Below are 16,772 nucleotides of genomic sequence, written 5' to 3' on the forward strand. Positions count from 1 at the left end.
GGGATTGCGATGGCTTCGATGAAGCGCCAGCTGCACCTGTGGCATCGCTGGCTTGGGATCGGTATCGGCGTGCTCGTGCTGCTGTGGTTTGGCTCGGGCATCGTGATGATGTACGTCCCGTATCCCGAGCTCACTGAGGCGGAGCGCCGCATCTGGCTTGCGCCGCTCGATCCGACGCGGGTCCAGGTGAGCGCAGATGCGGCGTGGCGCGAGACGGCATTGCAGGGCATGCCCGATGCGGTGCGCCTGAATACGGTCGCGGGCCGCCCGGCCTGGCATTTTGGCCATGACGGCACCTGGAACTCGGTGTGGGCCGACAACGGCGCCGTGCTCGTGGTCGACGAGCAGGTAGCGTCGAGCAGTGCACGCAGCGCGGCGCCGGATGCGCGTTCGCTGTCGTTCGAAGCGATCGACGTGGACCAGTGGACGTTCGGCGCGGTGCGCGTGCACCAGCCGCTGCTGCGCGTCACGGCCGACGATGACGTTGGCAGCGTGGTGTACGTCTCGAGCCGCACCGGCGAATTGGTGCGCGACACGATACGCAGCGAGCGCGCCTGGAACTGGGTTGGCGCCGTCGTCCACTGGATCTACGTCACGCCACTGCGCAAGCAGAACGAAGCATGGCGCCTGGCCGTGATGTCGACGTCCGGCGTCGCACTGCTGCTGGCCGTGACCGGCATGGTGCTGGGCGTCCAGCGGCTGCGCGTGCAACGCCGTTACGCGGGCGGGCGCATGTCGCCGTACAAAGGCTGGCAGGGCTGGCACCACTGGCTGGGCCTGAGCGGCGGTGTGCTCGTCATCACCTGGCTGTTCAGCGGCTGGCTGTCGGTCGGTCCTTTCGGCTTTCCGTCCGACCCTGGCGCGACCGCGCAGGATCGCCTTGCATTCGCAGGCGGGGCGCTGGCCAGCGACGACCTGGCAATCGACGCGGCCGCATTGCTGCGCGCGCATCCCGGCACGCTCGAACTGGAATGGCGCCGCGTGGGCGGCACGCTGTACCTGAGCGCCCTGGGCCGCACCGTGCGCACGCTGCTGCGCGCGCAGGATGGCGCCGTGTCCAGCGTGCTGCCGCAAGCGCTGCTGCTGCGCAGCGCGCAAGCCATTCGGCCTGGTGTGGCAATGACGACGACAATGCTGAGCGACGCTGACGACTATTACTACGGTCATCATCGACAGGCGTCCTTTCCGGTGCTGCGCACCCGTTTTGCCCTGCCGGACGCGCCGGTGTTCTACATCGATGCGGTGCATGGTCGCGTGGCCGGTTTCGTCGACCGCGACACGCGCTGGAACCGCTGGCTGTTCAACGGCATGCACCAAATGGATTTTGCATTCCTGCGCAACCGGCCCGTATGGGATGTGGCCGTGATTGCCCTGTGCACGCTGGGGGCTGCGTTGACGTCGACGGGGCTGGTGCTGGGCTGGAAGCGTCTGCGCAAGCGCACGCGCGTGGCGTGACCAGGCACACGCTGACGTGCGTAGTACGCGATTGAGCGAAGTTGATTTGAACGCGTGGACGGCATAGCCGCCCACCCTACATTGAAGCGTAGGGTGGATGGCTATGCCATCCACGCGTCCAACGGTCGTCACTGCACCACAAAGCGCGATTGGCTTGCACACCCGATCAGCGCTTCTGCCCCAACCCCGTCGCACTCCAGTAAATCCCGCCCAACAGATGATTCAGGTACTGCGGATCGCGGTACATCTCACCATTGTGGCCCAGCGTGGTGACGAATACGCGCCCCTGTTCGTGCCGGTGGTGCCAGGCGATCGGGTGGTCCTTGCCCATGCCCTTGACCGTTTGCCCCGGCCAGATCTTCGTCGTGTCGTAGCTCGACTCGTCCACGCTCAGCACCGTGTCGATCTTCACCTGGTACGGATTGGTCGTGACGTAGAACTCGTCGCTCCAGATCCAGCGTGCCGGCAGGCCGAAGGTCGCGGGGAAGTTCTGGTCGACGACCGTCACCACGCCCGTCTGCAGCTTCGGGTGCGGGCCGACCGAGCGGCCCACCATTTTTTCGTACCAGACCCAGTCGTTTGGCGGCGTGATCGCGGCGCGGTGCACGACGATCGCGTTGCCCCCGCCGCGCATGTATGCCTCGAACTTCGCGCGCTGCGCCGCGTTCAGCTCTTCGCCCGGCGTATTCAGGAACATCACGGCCGCGTACTGCGTCAGGTCGCCTTCGAACACCTGCGGCTTGTTGGTATAGGTCAGTTCGAACGCGTGCAGCTTGGCCATGCGCTCCAGGCTGTCACGTGCGATCGGGATGTACTCGTAGTGGTATTTGCCGGGCATGGCCAGCACCAGCAGCTTGAACTGGTCCTCGGCCATGCCGTCCGCTGCCGCTGCCAGCAGCAGCGCTGCGCCCAGCGCCCTGGTGATGCGTCTCATATCGGTGTCCTCAGTTGATCTGCGTTGCGTACAGCGCGTGGTGGGTCAGGATGAACAGCGTGCGCTTGTTTGCGCCGCCAAACAGCAGTTGCAGCGGGCGCTCCGGCACGTCGATGCGCCCCTTTTGCTTGCCGTCTTTGCCGTAGATGAAGACCTGGCCATTGGCCACGTACACGTCGCCATTCGGCGCGACTGCCGCGCCTTCGCCGCCGCGGTTGGCCACGAGCTTGAGGTCAGTGATCCCGCCGCCAGCACCCACTACGCCGCTGAAGGTGCGGTTTTCCGAGCCGTTGGTAAACACCACGCGGCCGCCCACCGGGGCCGTGACGAAACCGTGCGTCTGCAGCGAATCGGCCCAGCGCCAGCCCAGGTGGTCTGCCGCGCCCTGGCGCAGCACGCGGTAGGCCGGCAGTGCCAGGCTGCCGTCGGGCGAGACGTATTGGTTGGCTTTCGGGAGCGCGACGTCGCGCGCGAACATCTCTGCCAACGTCGTGAATTCGTAGGTCTCGGGATTGAGCTGGTCCTTGAATTCGCCGTTCTGCCAGAAGTTGACGGGCACCGCGATGCGCCCACGACTCGACGCAATGCTGCGCGCCGCCACCGGCGTCGGCTGGATCATCGTCATGTCCAGGCCAGGCTTGCGCGGATCGAACGCATATACGCTCGCCTGCGGGCCATACGACGACAGCACCATCAGGTTGCCGCTGTTGTCGATCGCCAGGTTGACCGGGTCGAGCGGCGCATCGCGCACGACGACCAGGCCCTCATCCCTGGTCCAACTGAAGATGCGTTTCCAGTGACGGTCCACGAAGTACAGCTTGCCCTGCGCATCGACGGCGCCGCCGGCGATCGAATAGAAGCCACCTTCGAGCTTGGCCACCTTGCCGAGCGGCGCAGGCGCCTTGCGCTGCATGCCGCTGTAGTCGAACACGGCGAACTCGCGTTCGCGCACATCGAGCTTGTTGGAGACGTCGCGGATCGCGTTTTCGTAGGCGAACTTGCTGGCGCGCAGATAGGTCGCGCAGCCGGCATCGTCGCAGCTGGCAAAGCCGCTCTCGCCGTTCACATGCACATTACGAAAACGGATGTCGCTGGAATTGGTGATCAGGATCGCGGCCGGCATCGGCTTGTACGAACGCGTCACGCGGTAGCCGTGGTAGTTCGCAAACAGGATGTTCTTCGAGTTGCGGATCTCGACCGACACGGCATCGGCCCCGTCGCGCACTTCTTCCTCGGTCTGCGGTGCCAAAAATTCCCAGTTCTGCACATTGTCCAGCACGATCTCGGCGCGGATGTGGTGCTCGGCCGAGAGCTCGTAGACCTTGCCGGGCGTCGTCGTATTGGTGACGTAGAAGCCGGCCTGCGCATAGCCGCTGGGCGACCAGATACCTGAGAACGTGCCGCCACCGCCGTCGGTCACCCAGACGCTTGGATACTGGCGGTCCCAGTGCGCGGTGGTGTCGAATTTGGCGTCCTTCTTGTACGGGTCGGCGCGGCTACCGTCGTACAGGCGCGTGCCGTGGCCGCCCTGGATGCGCACGTCGTCCACCAGCGACTGTTCGCCCGCACGCCACAGCAGCGCCACGGCGCGGTTGTTGACTTCACCGGTGGCCAGACCCAGGCCCGAGACGATGCCGTCGCCGCCGCGCGCACTTTCGAGCAGCGCCTTCGGGCTGCCGATGCCCTGGTACTGCGGCGAGCCATTCGGAATCACGAGTTGCGTCAGGCCCGGGTGCAGCGCGATGAGCACCGTGTCCGGCTTCATGCGGATCGTGTCGTTGACGACGTAGAAGCCCAGCGGCAGGTACACCGTGCGCTTGCTGTCGATGGCTTTCTGGAGCGCCACCGTGTCGTCGGTGCTGCCGTCGCCCTTGGCGCCGTACTCCAGGACATTGGCCCAGTCATTCGATGCCGGCAGCGCGCGCAGTGCGCGTGCGGGCGCCGCACTGGCCGGCAGCGCTGCCGTCTTGTAGTTGGTCGAGAACTGCCCAGGCTCACCCATCTGCTTGATGAACAGGCCGTAGTTGAATTCCTTCACCAGGTAGTCGCGGCCCTTGCCGGCCAGCGTCTTGCCGCTGTCGCGAAAGCGCACGAACGTCGGCACGTTGCGCGCGCTGGCGTTTTCCATGCCGACCTGCGTGTACACATTGTTCTCGTTGCTGACGATGAGCGCAGCGCGGCTTACGTTCTCGAAGTGCACGTCCTTGCCCCACAACCAGTCGCCATAACCGCGGTTGATCTCGACCCCGACAGGCGTATTGCGGATGTCGACATTGACCAGCGTGAGGCTGGCTTCATGCTCGCGGATCGCAGCGTCGCGCTGGCCGTCAAACGTCGAATCGAGCAGCGTGAACTGCCAGGCGGGCGAGGTCTTCTCGCTCAGGATGCCGTAGCGGCCACCGTGAAAGTTCAGGTTGTAGGCCACGTTGCCCACCTGGTAGACACCTGCCAGGCCCGAGCCGATATGGAAATCGATGTGGCTCAGGTTCGAGTGCTGCGCCGTGTGCATGCGCACGGCGGCAGCAGCCGGGTTGCCGTCCTTGATCTCGAAGTCGACGTTCGACAGGGCCGAATAGAAGGTCGATGAATTGGCGTTGCGCACCGCCTTGCCGTCTTCCGCGCTGAACGGCACGGCGCTCGGCACCGGCATCGGTACCTTGCCCACGCTGTACTGGTCGCCGCCGGTGAAGATCACCATGTTCGCGACGCCCTTCTGGAAGCCGGGCGTGTTCTCAGCCAGCACGAACACGGGACGTGTCGGCCCCACGCCATACACGCGCACCGCCAGCGGAATCAGAATCGAGCGCGTGACGCGATAGCGTCCGGATGGCAGGAACACCACGCCGCCCTGGCCCCCGTTGGCCGCGCTGTTGATCGCTGCCTGCAGCGCGGCGCTGTCGTCGGTGACGCCGTCGCCGGTGGCGCGCACGACAATCGCGCGCGGGTCGACCGGCATGGCAGGGTAAGCCGACAGTGACGCGGCGGATGCGGTGGTGGAGAGAAGCAGCAAAAACGCGAGGGCGCGCGACAGTACAAACAGCCTTGTCATCATGGTGGTTTCCTTGAAACGGATCACAGCGATAAAAGTTGGGACAGCAGCAGGACAAACAGCAGGCCGAAGACACCGACCAGCGTTTCCATCAGCGTCCAGGAGCGGAACGTGTCCTGCAGCGACAGGCCAAAATATTCCTTGAACATCCAGAAGCCGGAGTCGTTGACGTGGCTGCACATCAGGCTTCCGGCGCCGATGGCCAGCACCATCAGGTTCGGGTCGACGCCCGAACTCTGGACGAGCGGGGCGACGATGCCGCCGGCCGTCACGCCGGCCACGGTGGCCGAGCCCAGGCAGATGCGGATCACGGTCGCCACCAGCCAGCCCAGCACCAGCGGCGACACCGGCAAGCCCGAGAGCAGCGCGCCGAGATCGGCGCTCACGCCCGATTCGACCAGCACCTGCTTGAGCGCGCCGGCACCGGCGATGATCAGGAGGATCGGCGCGATCTCGCGCATCGCCTCGGCCGGACCCTGCATCACAGTGACGAACGAGCGGCCCTGCGCCAGGCCGAGCGAGACGATCGCCACGGCATACGACACGAGCATCACGACCAGCGGATTGGCAAAGAACGCCAGCACGCCATTGAGGTCGGGCCGCGCCATCGTCAGCAGCGTTGTCGCGCCCAGCAGCAGCACCGGCAGCAGCGCAGTGGCGAAGCTGTTGAACGCACCGGGCAACTGCGCAATCGGCGCCTGCTGGCTCTCCTGGAAGATGGCGGCCGGTTTGGCCTGGATGCGCGTGAGCGTCATGGCGAACACCGGCCCGGCGATGATCAGGGTCGGCACCGCCACCAGGATCCCGTACAGCAGCGTGGTGCCCATGTCGGCGTGGATCGCCGCCACCAGCGCCACCGGCGACGGGTGCGGCGGCAGGAAGCCGTGCGCGATCGACAGGCCCGCCAGCAGCGGGATTGCGAGCGCCACGGCCGGACGCCCCGAGCTGTAGACGAGCGAGAAGATCAGCGGCACCAGCAGCACGAAGCCGACGTTGTAGTACAGCGGAATGCCGACCACGAAGCCGGTGATCGTCAAGGCGATCGGCAGGCGGCGCGGCCCCAGCGCATCGACCAGGCAGGTGGCGATGCGGCGCGCCGCGCCGCTGTCGGCGATCAGTTTGCCGAACACGGCGCCCAGGCAGATGATCACCACCAGGGAGCCGATCAGGTCGCCGATGCCTTTTTCGATGGCGCCGGGGATGCGCGCCAGCGGCACTCCCAGCAGCAGCGCCGCCAGCAGCGACGCCGCCACGAAGGCCAGCAGCGGCTGGACCTTGCCCCACGCGATCAAGAGCGTGAGCAGGCCCACCGCCAGCAGTACCGAGACGATATCGAGCATGCCGCCGGCCGGTCAGAAGCCGTAGCGCAGGCCGGCCCGGTACGTGCGCCCGACCACGTCATACAGCGCCGGGTTGATGCCGTAGCTGGCATTGGTCTGCGGCACCGGTTCCGGGTCCTTGTCGGCCAGGTTGTCGATCTTGAAGTAGAGCTGCAACTGCTTGGACACGTTGTAGCTGCCGCCCAGGTCGAAGTAGGTCGCGCCCTTCATCCGGTTGTTGTAGATGGTCGGGTGGATCAGCGTCGACACCGGGCAACCGGTCTGGCACTCGATGAAGTCGTTGCGGTAGGTGCCGTCGCTGACCCAGCGCTCGGTCAGCGTCAGACTGAGCTTGTCGTGCTCCCAGGTTTGCTGCGCCAGCACTTTCCACTTCGGCGTGTTGCTCATGTTCGAGCCGGCGGCGTCCACCGGGATCGTGCCAACCACGCCCGTGTCGGTGATGAAGTGCAGGTTGCGCGTGCCCAGCGCGCGGAACGTGAAGCGTCCCGGCAGGTTCAGGCGTTCGAGTCCTGTTCTGTACGAGGTCTCGATATCGAAGCCCTTGGTCTGCAGTGAAGCGAGGTTGAAGTTCTGCAGCGTGACGTAGTTGTTGCCGGGGCTGTTGAGCACCATCGCCGCGCAGATTTCCTGGTTGCCGGCCACGCACAGGTCGACTTCCTGCTGGATTGTCAGCGCGGCGATGACGCCCTTGACCTTGATGTCGAAGTAGTCGAGCGACACCGAGAAGCCGGGCGCCCACGTTGGCTGACTCAGGACGATGCCGAACGAATTGTTGCGGGCGATCTCGGGCCGCAGCGCCGTGTTGCCGACGGTGCGCTCCTGGACGCTGATCGTGTTGCCCTGGTACTGCACGACGTTGTTGACCACGACCGGCGCGGCATACAGTTCGCTCAGGTTCGGTGCGCGTACGTCCTTCGACGTCACGCCGCGCAGGCGCAGGCCGTCGATCGGTGTTTGCCAGGTGGCGCCCATCTTCCAGCTGCCCACGCTGCCGGCGGTGCTGTACTTGGTTTCGCGGTCGGCCAGGTTCAGGTTCGCTTCGCCCCAGGTGGCCGATTTGAACAGCGGGATGTTCAGCTCGACGTAGGCTTCACGCACGTTGTAGCTGCCGTCGCCGTTGTGGAAGTTACCGGCGTACCAGTTGTTGCCGACCGTGGTGTCGAGCAGCGGGTCGACCGGATACATGGCGTTGTTCGGCGACGCAGGCGACACGCCGTTGCCGTAGGCGTCGCCGCGCACGCGGTACTTCTCGCGGCGGTATTCGGCGCCCGTGGCCACCGACACCGGACCGGCCCAGCCGTCGAACAATTCGCCATTGACGTTGAAGCTGCCGACGTCCTGGCTTTGCGTGGTGCGCTGGCGCGGGCCGTTTTCTGGCGCGATGTAGGCCCAGGCGGCCGGATCCACCGGGTTGTTGCCGATGATATTGAGCGGCACGCAGCCCGACGCGGCGGCCACCGGATTGCGGCAGACGATCTGCCCGTTCGGCGCCCGCACGGCGTCGATCGCGGCGTTGTAGCGACGGTTGATCGTCATGTTGTTCGCGTCGAGATTGGTCTTGTTCTCGCCATGCGTGACATACGCATCGTACGCCCACGATTTGCCGAACAGGTCGAACCGGCCTTCGGCCCCAATGACGAAGCGGCGCTGGGTACGGGTTGGCTGCACGTCGATGTTTTCGGGGAAGATCGCGTTCGCCGTGCCGTACTGGAAGCTCGTGATGTTGTTCTGCGCGCAGGCGGCCAGGATCGACGCCGGCAGGAACGGGTTCGAGCACTGGACGGTCAGGTTGGCGTTCTTGGCCGCGCCCGGGTTGGGCGAGAAGCGCGAGGCGACCTGGCCGTAGTTGGCAGTGAAGTAGACCTGGTTATTCGCATCGAGGTCGTACGAGACGCGAGTGTAGGCCACCTGGCGCTTGAAGTTCATGGCCAGGTTGGTGCCCGAGCCCACGCTGCCGCTCAAGTCGCCGCCGATGCAGAACGGATTGACGCAATTGGTGACCGCGCCCGTGCCAGTGGGGCGGCCGTTGGAGCCATACTGGAACTGGTACGGCACGCCGCCGTCGCCGAATGCAGTGCCCTGCAGTGGGCCGTTCGTGATCAGGCCGTATTTCGAATACTGGTACTGCTGCGCGTTCGAGATCACGCGGTATTGCGGCAGGCCGTCGCCGGTCTGGTTCAGGGGCCGCACCGAATAGGCCGGGTTCTGGTACCAGGTGCGGCCGTTCGGCCCCACGCCGCCAATGCCGGGCGACTCGATCCCGTTTTCTTTGGTGAATTCGCCGCTGGCCGTCACGTGCAGGCGGTTGTCGAGGAAGGCCCGGCCCCAGGCTGCCTGCACCGTGGCGCCGCGGTCGTCGTCGTATTTGGTCTGGCCTACCTGGACGTTCGACTTGAAGCCGGTGAAGGTTTTATCGGTGACGAAGTTGACCACGCCGCCGACCGCGTCCGAACCGTACGACGCCGAGGCGCCGCCGGTCACCACGTCGACGCGCTTGACCAGCAGTTGCGGGAACTGGCTCACGTCCGTCACGCCCGTGACGTTGGCGCCGACGACGCGCTGGCCGTCCAGCAGCGTCAGGGTCCGGATGGTGCCCAGGCCGCGCAGGCTCAGGGAGCTCAGGCCCTGGATACCGCTGCTGGTGCTGTTGGTGCTGGTCGTGCGGCCCGTACTGCCCTGCAGCGCCGGCAGTTCGGTCAGCGTGTTGAACAGGTTCGGCTTGGCGGCCTTTTCGAGGTCGGCGGCGCTCAGGCTCGTGGTGGGCGTCGGCTGGGAAAAGCCGCGCGCGGCGATGCGTGAGCCCGAGATGCGCACCACGGACGTGGAGGCCGGTTCTGCCGCTGCGGGTGTCGCTGGGCCATCCAGGCTGGCCTCGGGCGCGGTCGCCTCGGGTGTGGTGTCGGTGGCAGGCTCGGTTTGCGCTTGCTGGGCGTGGGCGGCGGCGCCGACCATCCAGCAGGCGCTGGCCACGGCCAGGCTGATGAGAGTGCGTTGAACGGGTGTGCGCATGATGGTTGTCTCCTCGATGCTCGTTGGTTGAAAGCGCGCCGCCTCTATGGGTGGGTGGCTGCGCCTGCTGGCAAATCGGTAAGGGCTGCGCTGACGATCAGGCGCTGGCCGTGATGCGTTCTACCAGCGCCTGCGGCGCCAGTGTGATGTCGAGGGTCAGCCCGGTTTCGTCCGGCTCGAGAGGCTCGAGGATCCGCAACTGGCTCTCGAGCAGCGACGGCGGCATGTAGTGGCCGGGGCGGCTTGTCATGCGCGTGGCGATCAGCTCGCGCGGGCCGGCCAGGTGGACGAAGCGCAGGGCCGGATCGGCGTCACGCAGCAGGTCGCGGTAGCGCCGCTTCAGCGATGAGCAGGACAGCACCAGGCCATGACCCTGTTCACGCGCGGTGCGGATTTCGCCGGCCAGGCTGGCGAGCCAGCCGGCGCGGTCATCGTCGTCGAGCGGGATGCCGGCGCTCATCTTGCTGACGTTGGCGGGCGGATGATAGGCATCGCCTTCGAGGAACGGGACGCCGTCATGGGCGGCCAGCATGGCCCCCACCGTGCTTTTGCCCGATCCACTGACCCCCATGACAACCCAGCGCAGAGCCGGGGATGTGCTGCTTGCCGACATCGTATCTCCTCAATTCGTTAGCGCTAACATCGCGCTTTTTTTCAGTGTTGTCGAGCCTATGAAATTTGTAAACCAGATATCGATGTTGCAACGCAATGCAATCTTGCGGCGTGGCGTCGGTGTCTCGCAGGAAATTTCGAGGTTGCGAAGGGCCGCTGACTCGACGCGCAAAGGCGTGATTTGATAGCGCTATCATTGCTGCGATGCGCCAACGTCATGACAGGAGTGTTGTATTTACTCTACGGGAGAGGCAAGCCGGGGCGCGTATCGGCCCCGGCCCGTGACTTATTCTTCGTCGACGATCGAGTAGACGTCGCCGGCGGTGGCGCCGGCATCGGGCCGGCGGGCCCGCAGGTCGCGGTAGACGGCGGCGCGCATGATCATCATCGACACCACCGGTGCCGTGAGCAGGATGAACAGCGTGATGATCACTTCATGCACGACGGGCCGCGATTGCGCGACCGTGAAGTACAGCATGGAGGCCAGCAGCAGGCTGCCGGCGCCGATCGTGACCGTGATGGCCGGGCCGTGGATGCGCTGGTAGAAGGTACGCAGGCGCAGCAGGCCCAGCGCGCCGATCAGCACGATGCTCGCGCCCACGATCAGCAGCAGCGAGACGACAAGGGCAGCCCAGTCGGGCAAGTGTTCGATGCCATTCATTCGATGATCTCCCCGCGCATCAGGAACTTGGCGATCGCGATGGTCGAAACGAAGCCGACCAGCACGATGAGCATCGCCACCTCAAAATAGATTTGCGTGCCGAAGCGGATACCCAGCACCAGCGCGAGCAGCATGCCGCACATCCACAGGGTATCGAGCGCCAGCACGCGGTCGTGGGCCGAGGGCCCGATCAGCAGGCGTATCGCGCACAGCAGCATTGCCGCCATGGCGCACACGAGGGCGTAGCCGATCGACAGTTCAAGCAGGGTCGCCATGGGGGCCTTTCTTCTCGAAGATTTCAATCAGGGGTTGCTCGTAGCGGGTCTGGATGGTGTCGACCCACCAGGCTGCATCGTGCAGGTCGAACACGTGCAGGACCAGCTCATGGGTGTCGGGCTGGATCTCGGTCCATACCGTGCCCGGCGTCATGTTGATCAGGCACGACAGCGCGGCCAGGCCGTACTCGTCGCGCATCGTCAGCGGCACGCGGATGAACTCCGATTTGAGATTGGCGTAATCGGCAAACAGGATCACGCGGCTGACGTTGAAGCACGAGCGCACGACCTCGACCGACGCGAAGCCGAGCAGGCGCAGCGCCACGACGGGTGCGCGCATGCGCGGGTAGCCGAGCGGGTTGAGATGCCGCGTCAGGATCGGCGCGGCGATGCCGAGCAGGGCGCCGAGCAGGACGTGGCCCGGGTAGAACGTCTGGTTCAGCAGCAGCCACAGGCCGCACAGCAGGAGCGAGACGACGGGGTGGGGGAGCCAGCGCTTCATGGCGCCTCCGGTGTCAGGTTGATGGTGGGCGCGGGCGACGAGGCCGGCCCGGGCAGGGTCGGTTCGGACAGCACGCGGCCGATATAGGTTGCCGGGCGATGGATCGCGTCGCTGGCGCGTGCCAGGTAGCCAAACAGCGCGTTGGCCTGGATCGTCATCCCGATCGCCAGTCCCAGCAGGAAGATAATCGGCATCACTTCGGTGCGGTGCAGCTTGGGCGGCACCAGCACGCCGCTGGCCCAGAAGGTGCGCACGCCGAAGCGCATCATCGAGATCACGGCGATCAGGCCCGACAGCACGATCAGCGCGATCAGCACCCAGCCGGCGGTCGGGATCGTCGTCGGCCCCGTCATGACGCCGTTCGCGGCCGTGGCCACGACCTGCGGATGGAGCACCGCATGGAACATGCCGAACTTGGCGATGAAGCCTGGCAGCGGTGGCAACCCGGCGATCATCAGTGCGCATGCGGCGAACGCCAGCGACAGGAACGCCATGACGGCCGGCACGCCGCGCCCGACCGGTTCGACCGGTGCGTCTTCGACCGCGTAGGCTTCCATGGTCAGCGCCAGCATCGCCGAGCGCGGCGTGCGGATGCGGTCGATCAGCTCGATCAACAGCAGGAACGCGGCCACCGCCAGCGTCGAGCCGATCAGGTAGTAGATACCTGCGGTGACGAGGTTCGGCTGGCCGTAGCCGATCACCGCCAGCAGCGTGCCGGACGAGATGATTGCGGCATAACCCGCCATGCGCCCGGCCGTGTCGGTCGAGAGCATGCCGGCGGCGCCGAACACGATGGTGGCCATGCCGCCGTACAGCAGTGCATCCTGGCCGAAGCCGGCAGCGGCGCCGGCGTCGTCCGAGAAGATCAGCAGCCACAGGCGCAGCACGACATACGCGCCGACCTTGGTCATCAGCACCAGCATGGCCGCCACCGGCGGCGATGCAGCAGCGTAGGTGGTCGGCAGCCAGAAGCCCAGCGGCCACATCGCGCTCTTGGTCAGGAAGGTCAGCGCCATCATCGTTGCGCCGATCTTGAACAGCGCCAGATCGTCGCCTGCCAGCAGCGGTACGCGGCCGGCCACGTCGGCCATGTTCAGTGTGCCGGTGGTCGCGTAGATCAGCGCCAGGCCGAGCAGGAACAGCAGCGCGGCGGCCAGGTTGATCGCGATGTACTGCATGCTGGCGCGGATGCGCTCGGCGTTATACCCGTGCAGCACCAAGCCGTACGAGGCGGCCAGCATCACTTCGAAGAACACGAACAGGTTGAACAGGTCGTGCGTCAGGAAGGCGCCGTTGATGCCCATCAGCAGGAACTGGAACAGCGCGTGGAAGTGCACGCCGATCCGGCCCCAGCGCTGCTTGGAGAAGTGCAGCGAGGCCAGGCCCAGTAGGGCGGTGAGCAGCAGCATGATGCTGCTCAGGCGATCGGCCAGCAGCGCAATGCCGAACGGCGCGCTCCAGTTGGCGGCCAGGTAGATGCCCATGCCGTCTTGCCAGGCGCCGCCGTCGGTCATGTGGATCAGCGCCAGTGCATTGGCCACGAGGCCGAGGATCGAGGCGTAGCTGAGCCAGAACTTCAGGCGGTGCCAGCCCTGCGTGAGCGGTACCAGCGCGGCGCCGGCCAGCAGCGGCAGTATTACCGGCACCAGGATCAGGTGCTGTGTCCAGTGCAGACTCATAAATCGGGCTCCTGACCGTCAACGTGGTCGGTGCCGGTCAGGCCGCGCGAACCGATCATCACCACCAGGTACAGCGCGGTAGTGGCAAAGCCGATCACGATCGCGGTCAGGACCAGCGCCTGTGGCAGCGGGTCGGCCAAGATCGCCGGGTTGGGCAGCGTGCCGGCCGGGGTAAGCGGCGGCGCGTCGATCCACAGGCGGCCCATCGCGAAGATGAACAGGTTGACGGCGTACGACATCAGCATCAGGCCGCACAGCACCTGGAAGCTGCGCGGACGCAGGACAAGCCAGATGCCGGAGGCGAACACGATGCCGATGGCAAGCGAAAGAACAAGCTCCATCAGAGGATCTCCTTGGCAGGTGGAATGGTGACGCGCGTGGCGTCGGCGGCCAGGCGGTGGCTGCGCAGCGACTGGTGGGCCAGCGCGACGAGCGTGAGCATGGTCGACCCGACGACGACCAGGAACACGCCCAGGTCGAACATGAACGCGCTCGGCGCGTGCAGTTCGCCCAGCACGGGCAGGTCGAGGTGGGCCGTGTGGCTGGTCAGGAACGGGTAGCCGAGGAACCAGGCGCCGATGCCGGTGAAGCAGGCGCAGAACAGGCCCCACGAAATCCAGCGGTGCGGGCGCAGGCGCAGGTGCGATTCGACCCAGTCGGTGCCGGCAACCATGTACTGCACGATCAACGCGGTGGCAAAGATCAGGCCGGCGACGAAGCCGCCACCGGGCAGGTTGTGGCCGCGCATGAAGAAGTAGGCCGCCATCACGCCCATCACCGGCAGCAGCAGGCGCAGGTAGACGGCCGGGATCATCAGGTAGCCGTGGCGCGCCTGCGCGGCCGGCGCCTGGTCCTTGGTCGGATCGACGTCGCTGGCCTGCTGCACGGGAATCGCAATCGATTCGGTGGCAGGGCGGAAGCGGCGCAGCAGCGCATACACGGTCAGCGCGACGGCCGACAGCACGGTCACTTCGCCCAGCGTATCGAAACCGCGGAAGTCAACCAGCAGCACGTTGACCACGTTCGAACCGCCGCCTTCGGTGAGGGCGCGCAGCACGAAGAATTCGCCGATCGACGGCGGCGGGCTGCGCATCAGCACCGCATAGCTGGCCGCAGCAATGCCCAGGCCGCCGCCGACGGCGATCAGGCTGTCGCGCGAGCGCCGGAACCAGGTGCTTGGCGGCGCCTTCGTCAGTTTGAGCACCTTCGGCACGAGGCGCGGCGGCAGCCAGCGCAGGCCAAGCAGGATCAGCACCGTGGTCACCGTTTCGACCATCAGCTGGGTCAGCGCCAGGTCGGGCGCCGACAGCCAGACGAAGGTGATCGCGGTGACGATGCCGGTGCCGCCAACCATGCTCAGCGCCGCCAGGCGGTGGTACTTGGCCTTGTAGGCTGCGCCGGCGGCGCAGGCGGCGCCGATCAGCCACAGCACGGCGAACAGCGGTTCGATATTCAGCAGGTTCACGGGTGGCAGGCTGAACCACGGATCGACCAGCAGCAGCGGCACGACAATCATGAACGACATCAGCACCAGCAGCTGCGGCTGCAGGCGCCGGGTGCCCGTCAGGCGGATGATCCAGGTCGCGCCCAGCGACAGCGCCAGCATCGTGCTCTCGTAGGCTTGCGCGCCTTTCAGGCGGTGCAGCACCGGCACCCGCGTGCGTTCGCGCAGATCGTGACGGCGCAGCAGCACCCAGTACAGCAGGGCGCCCAGTACCAGCGCCGCGCCACTCATGCCAAGCGCCAGGTTGAAGCCGTGCCAGATCGCCAGGTCGTAGGCCGGCATGGCCGCGCCCAGCACGGAGCTCGAGGCCACGGCCAGGATGTCGCCCACCACGCGCTCGGGCATCACGCCCACGGCGATGCACAGCACCACCAGGCATTCGACCGGGAAGCGCATCCAGCGTACTGGCTCGTGCGGTTCCTGCGGCAGGTCCTTGGCCAGCTGGCCGAAGAACACGCTGATGAAGCGTAGTGAATACGCCACGCTGAAGATGCCCATCGCCACGGCCGCATACGACATCTTCCAGTCTTCGGTGCCGCCCACATGCGCGGTTTCGGCAAAGAACATCTCTTTCGACAGGAAGCCGTTCAGCAGCGGCACACCGGCCATCGAGGCCGATGCGACGATCGCCAGCGCGGCTGTAACGGGCATCGCGCGGCGCAGGCCGCGCAGCACGCGCATGTCGCGGGTGCCCGTCTCATGGTCGATGATGCCGACAGCCATAAACAGCGAGGCCTTGAAGATCGCGTGGTTCATGACGTGGAAGATCGCCGCCACCACCGACAGCGGCGAGCCGATGCCCAGCAACACCGTGATCAGGCCCAGGTGGCTGATGGTCGAGTAGGCCAGCAGCCCTTTCATGTCGTTCTGGAAGATCGCGAAGAAGGAACCGAGCAGCAGCGTGATGACGCCGGCCCCGCCGATCAGCCAGGTCCATTCGGGCGTGCCGCCCAGCGCTGGCCACAGGCGGATCAGCAGAAATACGCCGGCCTTGACCATCGTGGCCGAGTGCAGATACGCCGACACCGGCGTGGGCGCGGCCATCGCGTGGGGCAGCCAGAAGTGGAACGGAAACTGCGCGCTCTTGGTCAGCGCGCCCAGCGCCACCAGGATCAGGGCCGGCAGGTACAGCGAATGGGCGCGGATCTGGTCGCCGGCGGCGAGCACCGCATCGAGCTCGTAGCTGCCAACGATGTGGCCCAAGATCAGCACGCCGGTAAGCAGGCACAGGCCGCCGGCGGTGGTGACGGTGAACGCCATGCGCGCGCCGCGGCGGGCGTCGTTACTGTCCTGCCAGTAGCCGATCAAGAGGAAGGACGTGAGGCTGGTGAGTTCCCAGAACACCACCAGCTGGATCAGGTTGCCGGACAGGACCACGCCCATCATCGAGCCCATGAATGCCAGCATGTAGGCATAGAAGCGCGCCACCGGATCCTGCTTGGACATGTAGTAGCGCGCGTACAGGATCACCAGGAGGCCAATGCCGAGCACCATGATCGAGAACAGCCAGGCCAGGCCGTCCATGCGCACGATGAAGTCCAGGCCGAACAGCGGCAGCCACTCATAGCGCTCCAATACCACCTGGCCGGCGCCGAGTTCGTCGAATTTGGAAATGGCGATGATGAGCGCTGCCAGGGTGAACACGCCGGCAGCGGCAGCGGGCCGGTTGCGCGATGTGTTGGGCAGGCAGGCGGAAATGATGGCGCCTGCGAAGGGGAGAAGGACGAGGAGGATCAGTGGCAGTGAGGTCAT

At 66.0% G+C, this 16,772-nt stretch carries 13 protein-coding genes; 2 read left to right on the top strand and 11 right to left on the bottom strand.

Features of this window, described 5'->3' with window-relative positions:
- The first annotated feature begins 9 nt into the window (after positions 1-9).
- Positions 10-1,455, top strand: coding sequence for a PepSY domain-containing protein (locus HD842_RS13490; RefSeq protein WP_183555191.1), 1,446 nt, complete (start codon positions 10-12; stop codon positions 1,453-1,455).
- A gap of 166 nt (positions 1,456-1,621) precedes the next feature.
- Here the strand turns inward: HD842_RS13490 and HD842_RS13495 are convergent, their stop codons facing one another.
- The 5 genes from HD842_RS13495 to HD842_RS13515 form a co-directional block, all read right to left on the bottom strand.
- A complete protein-coding gene (locus HD842_RS13495) occupies positions 1,622-2,389 on the bottom strand; it encodes a ThuA domain-containing protein (RefSeq protein WP_183555192.1) in 768 nt (255 codons plus the stop codon).
- Positions 2,390-2,399: 10 nt separating this feature from the next.
- The gene (locus tag HD842_RS13500; protein WP_183555193.1) at positions 2,400-5,441 is read right to left on the bottom strand and encodes a glycosyl hydrolase family 28-related protein; all 3,042 of its coding nucleotides are present in this window, start codon (positions 5,439-5,441) and stop codon (positions 2,400-2,402) included.
- Positions 5,442-5,461: 20 nt separating this feature from the next.
- On the bottom strand, positions 5,462-6,778 hold the full coding sequence (locus HD842_RS13505; protein ID WP_183555194.1) for a gluconate:H+ symporter: 1,317 nt from the start codon (positions 6,776-6,778) through the stop codon (positions 5,462-5,464).
- A 12-nt stretch (positions 6,779-6,790) separates the two neighbouring features.
- Positions 6,791-9,787, bottom strand: coding sequence for a TonB-dependent receptor domain-containing protein (locus HD842_RS13510; protein WP_183555195.1), 2,997 nt, complete (start codon positions 9,785-9,787; stop codon positions 6,791-6,793).
- Between the two features lie 97 nt (positions 9,788-9,884).
- Positions 9,885-10,358, bottom strand: a complete 474-nt coding sequence (locus HD842_RS13515; RefSeq protein ID WP_183555318.1) for a gluconokinase — start codon at positions 10,356-10,358, stop codon at positions 9,885-9,887.
- Between HD842_RS13515 and HD842_RS13520 the strand changes: the two genes are divergently transcribed.
- Positions 10,357-10,584, top strand: coding sequence for a hypothetical protein (locus HD842_RS13520; protein WP_183555323.1), 228 nt, complete (start codon positions 10,357-10,359; stop codon positions 10,582-10,584). The genes HD842_RS13515 and HD842_RS13520 overlap by 2 nt on opposite strands.
- A gap of 101 nt (positions 10,585-10,685) precedes the next feature.
- On the opposite strand, the gene mnhG is transcribed toward HD842_RS13520, so the two are convergent.
- The 6 genes from mnhG to HD842_RS13550 are packed head-to-tail and all read right to left on the bottom strand — an operon-like array spanning position 10,686 to position 16,772.
- The gene (gene mnhG, locus HD842_RS13525) at positions 10,686-11,060 is read right to left on the bottom strand and encodes a monovalent cation/H(+) antiporter subunit G (RefSeq protein ID WP_183555196.1); all 375 of its coding nucleotides are present in this window, start codon (positions 11,058-11,060) and stop codon (positions 10,686-10,688) included.
- The gene (locus HD842_RS13530) at positions 11,057-11,335 is read right to left on the bottom strand and encodes a K+/H+ antiporter subunit F (RefSeq protein ID WP_183555197.1); all 279 of its coding nucleotides are present in this window, start codon (positions 11,333-11,335) and stop codon (positions 11,057-11,059) included. The genes mnhG and HD842_RS13530 overlap by 4 nt, the downstream gene beginning before the upstream one ends.
- Positions 11,319-11,837 (bottom strand): Na+/H+ antiporter subunit E, encoded by a 519-nt coding sequence (locus HD842_RS13535; protein WP_183555198.1) that lies wholly within the window; start codon positions 11,835-11,837, stop codon positions 11,319-11,321. The genes HD842_RS13530 and HD842_RS13535 overlap by 17 nt, the downstream gene beginning before the upstream one ends.
- Entirely contained in the window at positions 11,834-13,516 is a 1,683-nt protein-coding gene (locus tag HD842_RS13540; protein WP_183555199.1) for a monovalent cation/H+ antiporter subunit D, read from the bottom strand. Before HD842_RS13540 ends, HD842_RS13535 begins: the two co-directional genes overlap by 4 nt.
- Complete coding sequence (locus tag HD842_RS13545; protein WP_183555200.1) at positions 13,513-13,857, bottom strand: Na+/H+ antiporter subunit C; 345 nt, start codon at positions 13,855-13,857, stop codon at positions 13,513-13,515. The genes HD842_RS13540 and HD842_RS13545 overlap by 4 nt, the downstream gene beginning before the upstream one ends.
- Positions 13,857-16,772: a monovalent cation/H+ antiporter subunit A gene (locus tag HD842_RS13550; protein ID WP_183555201.1), complete on the bottom strand. Its 2,916-nt coding sequence runs from the start codon at positions 16,770-16,772 to the stop codon at positions 13,857-13,859. Before HD842_RS13550 ends, HD842_RS13545 begins: the two co-directional genes overlap by 1 nt.

Origin of the sequence: Massilia aurea (genome assembly GCF_014200505.1) — a bacterium.
GTDB classification, from domain to species: Bacteria; Pseudomonadota; Gammaproteobacteria; order Burkholderiales; family Burkholderiaceae_D; genus Telluria; species Telluria aurea_B.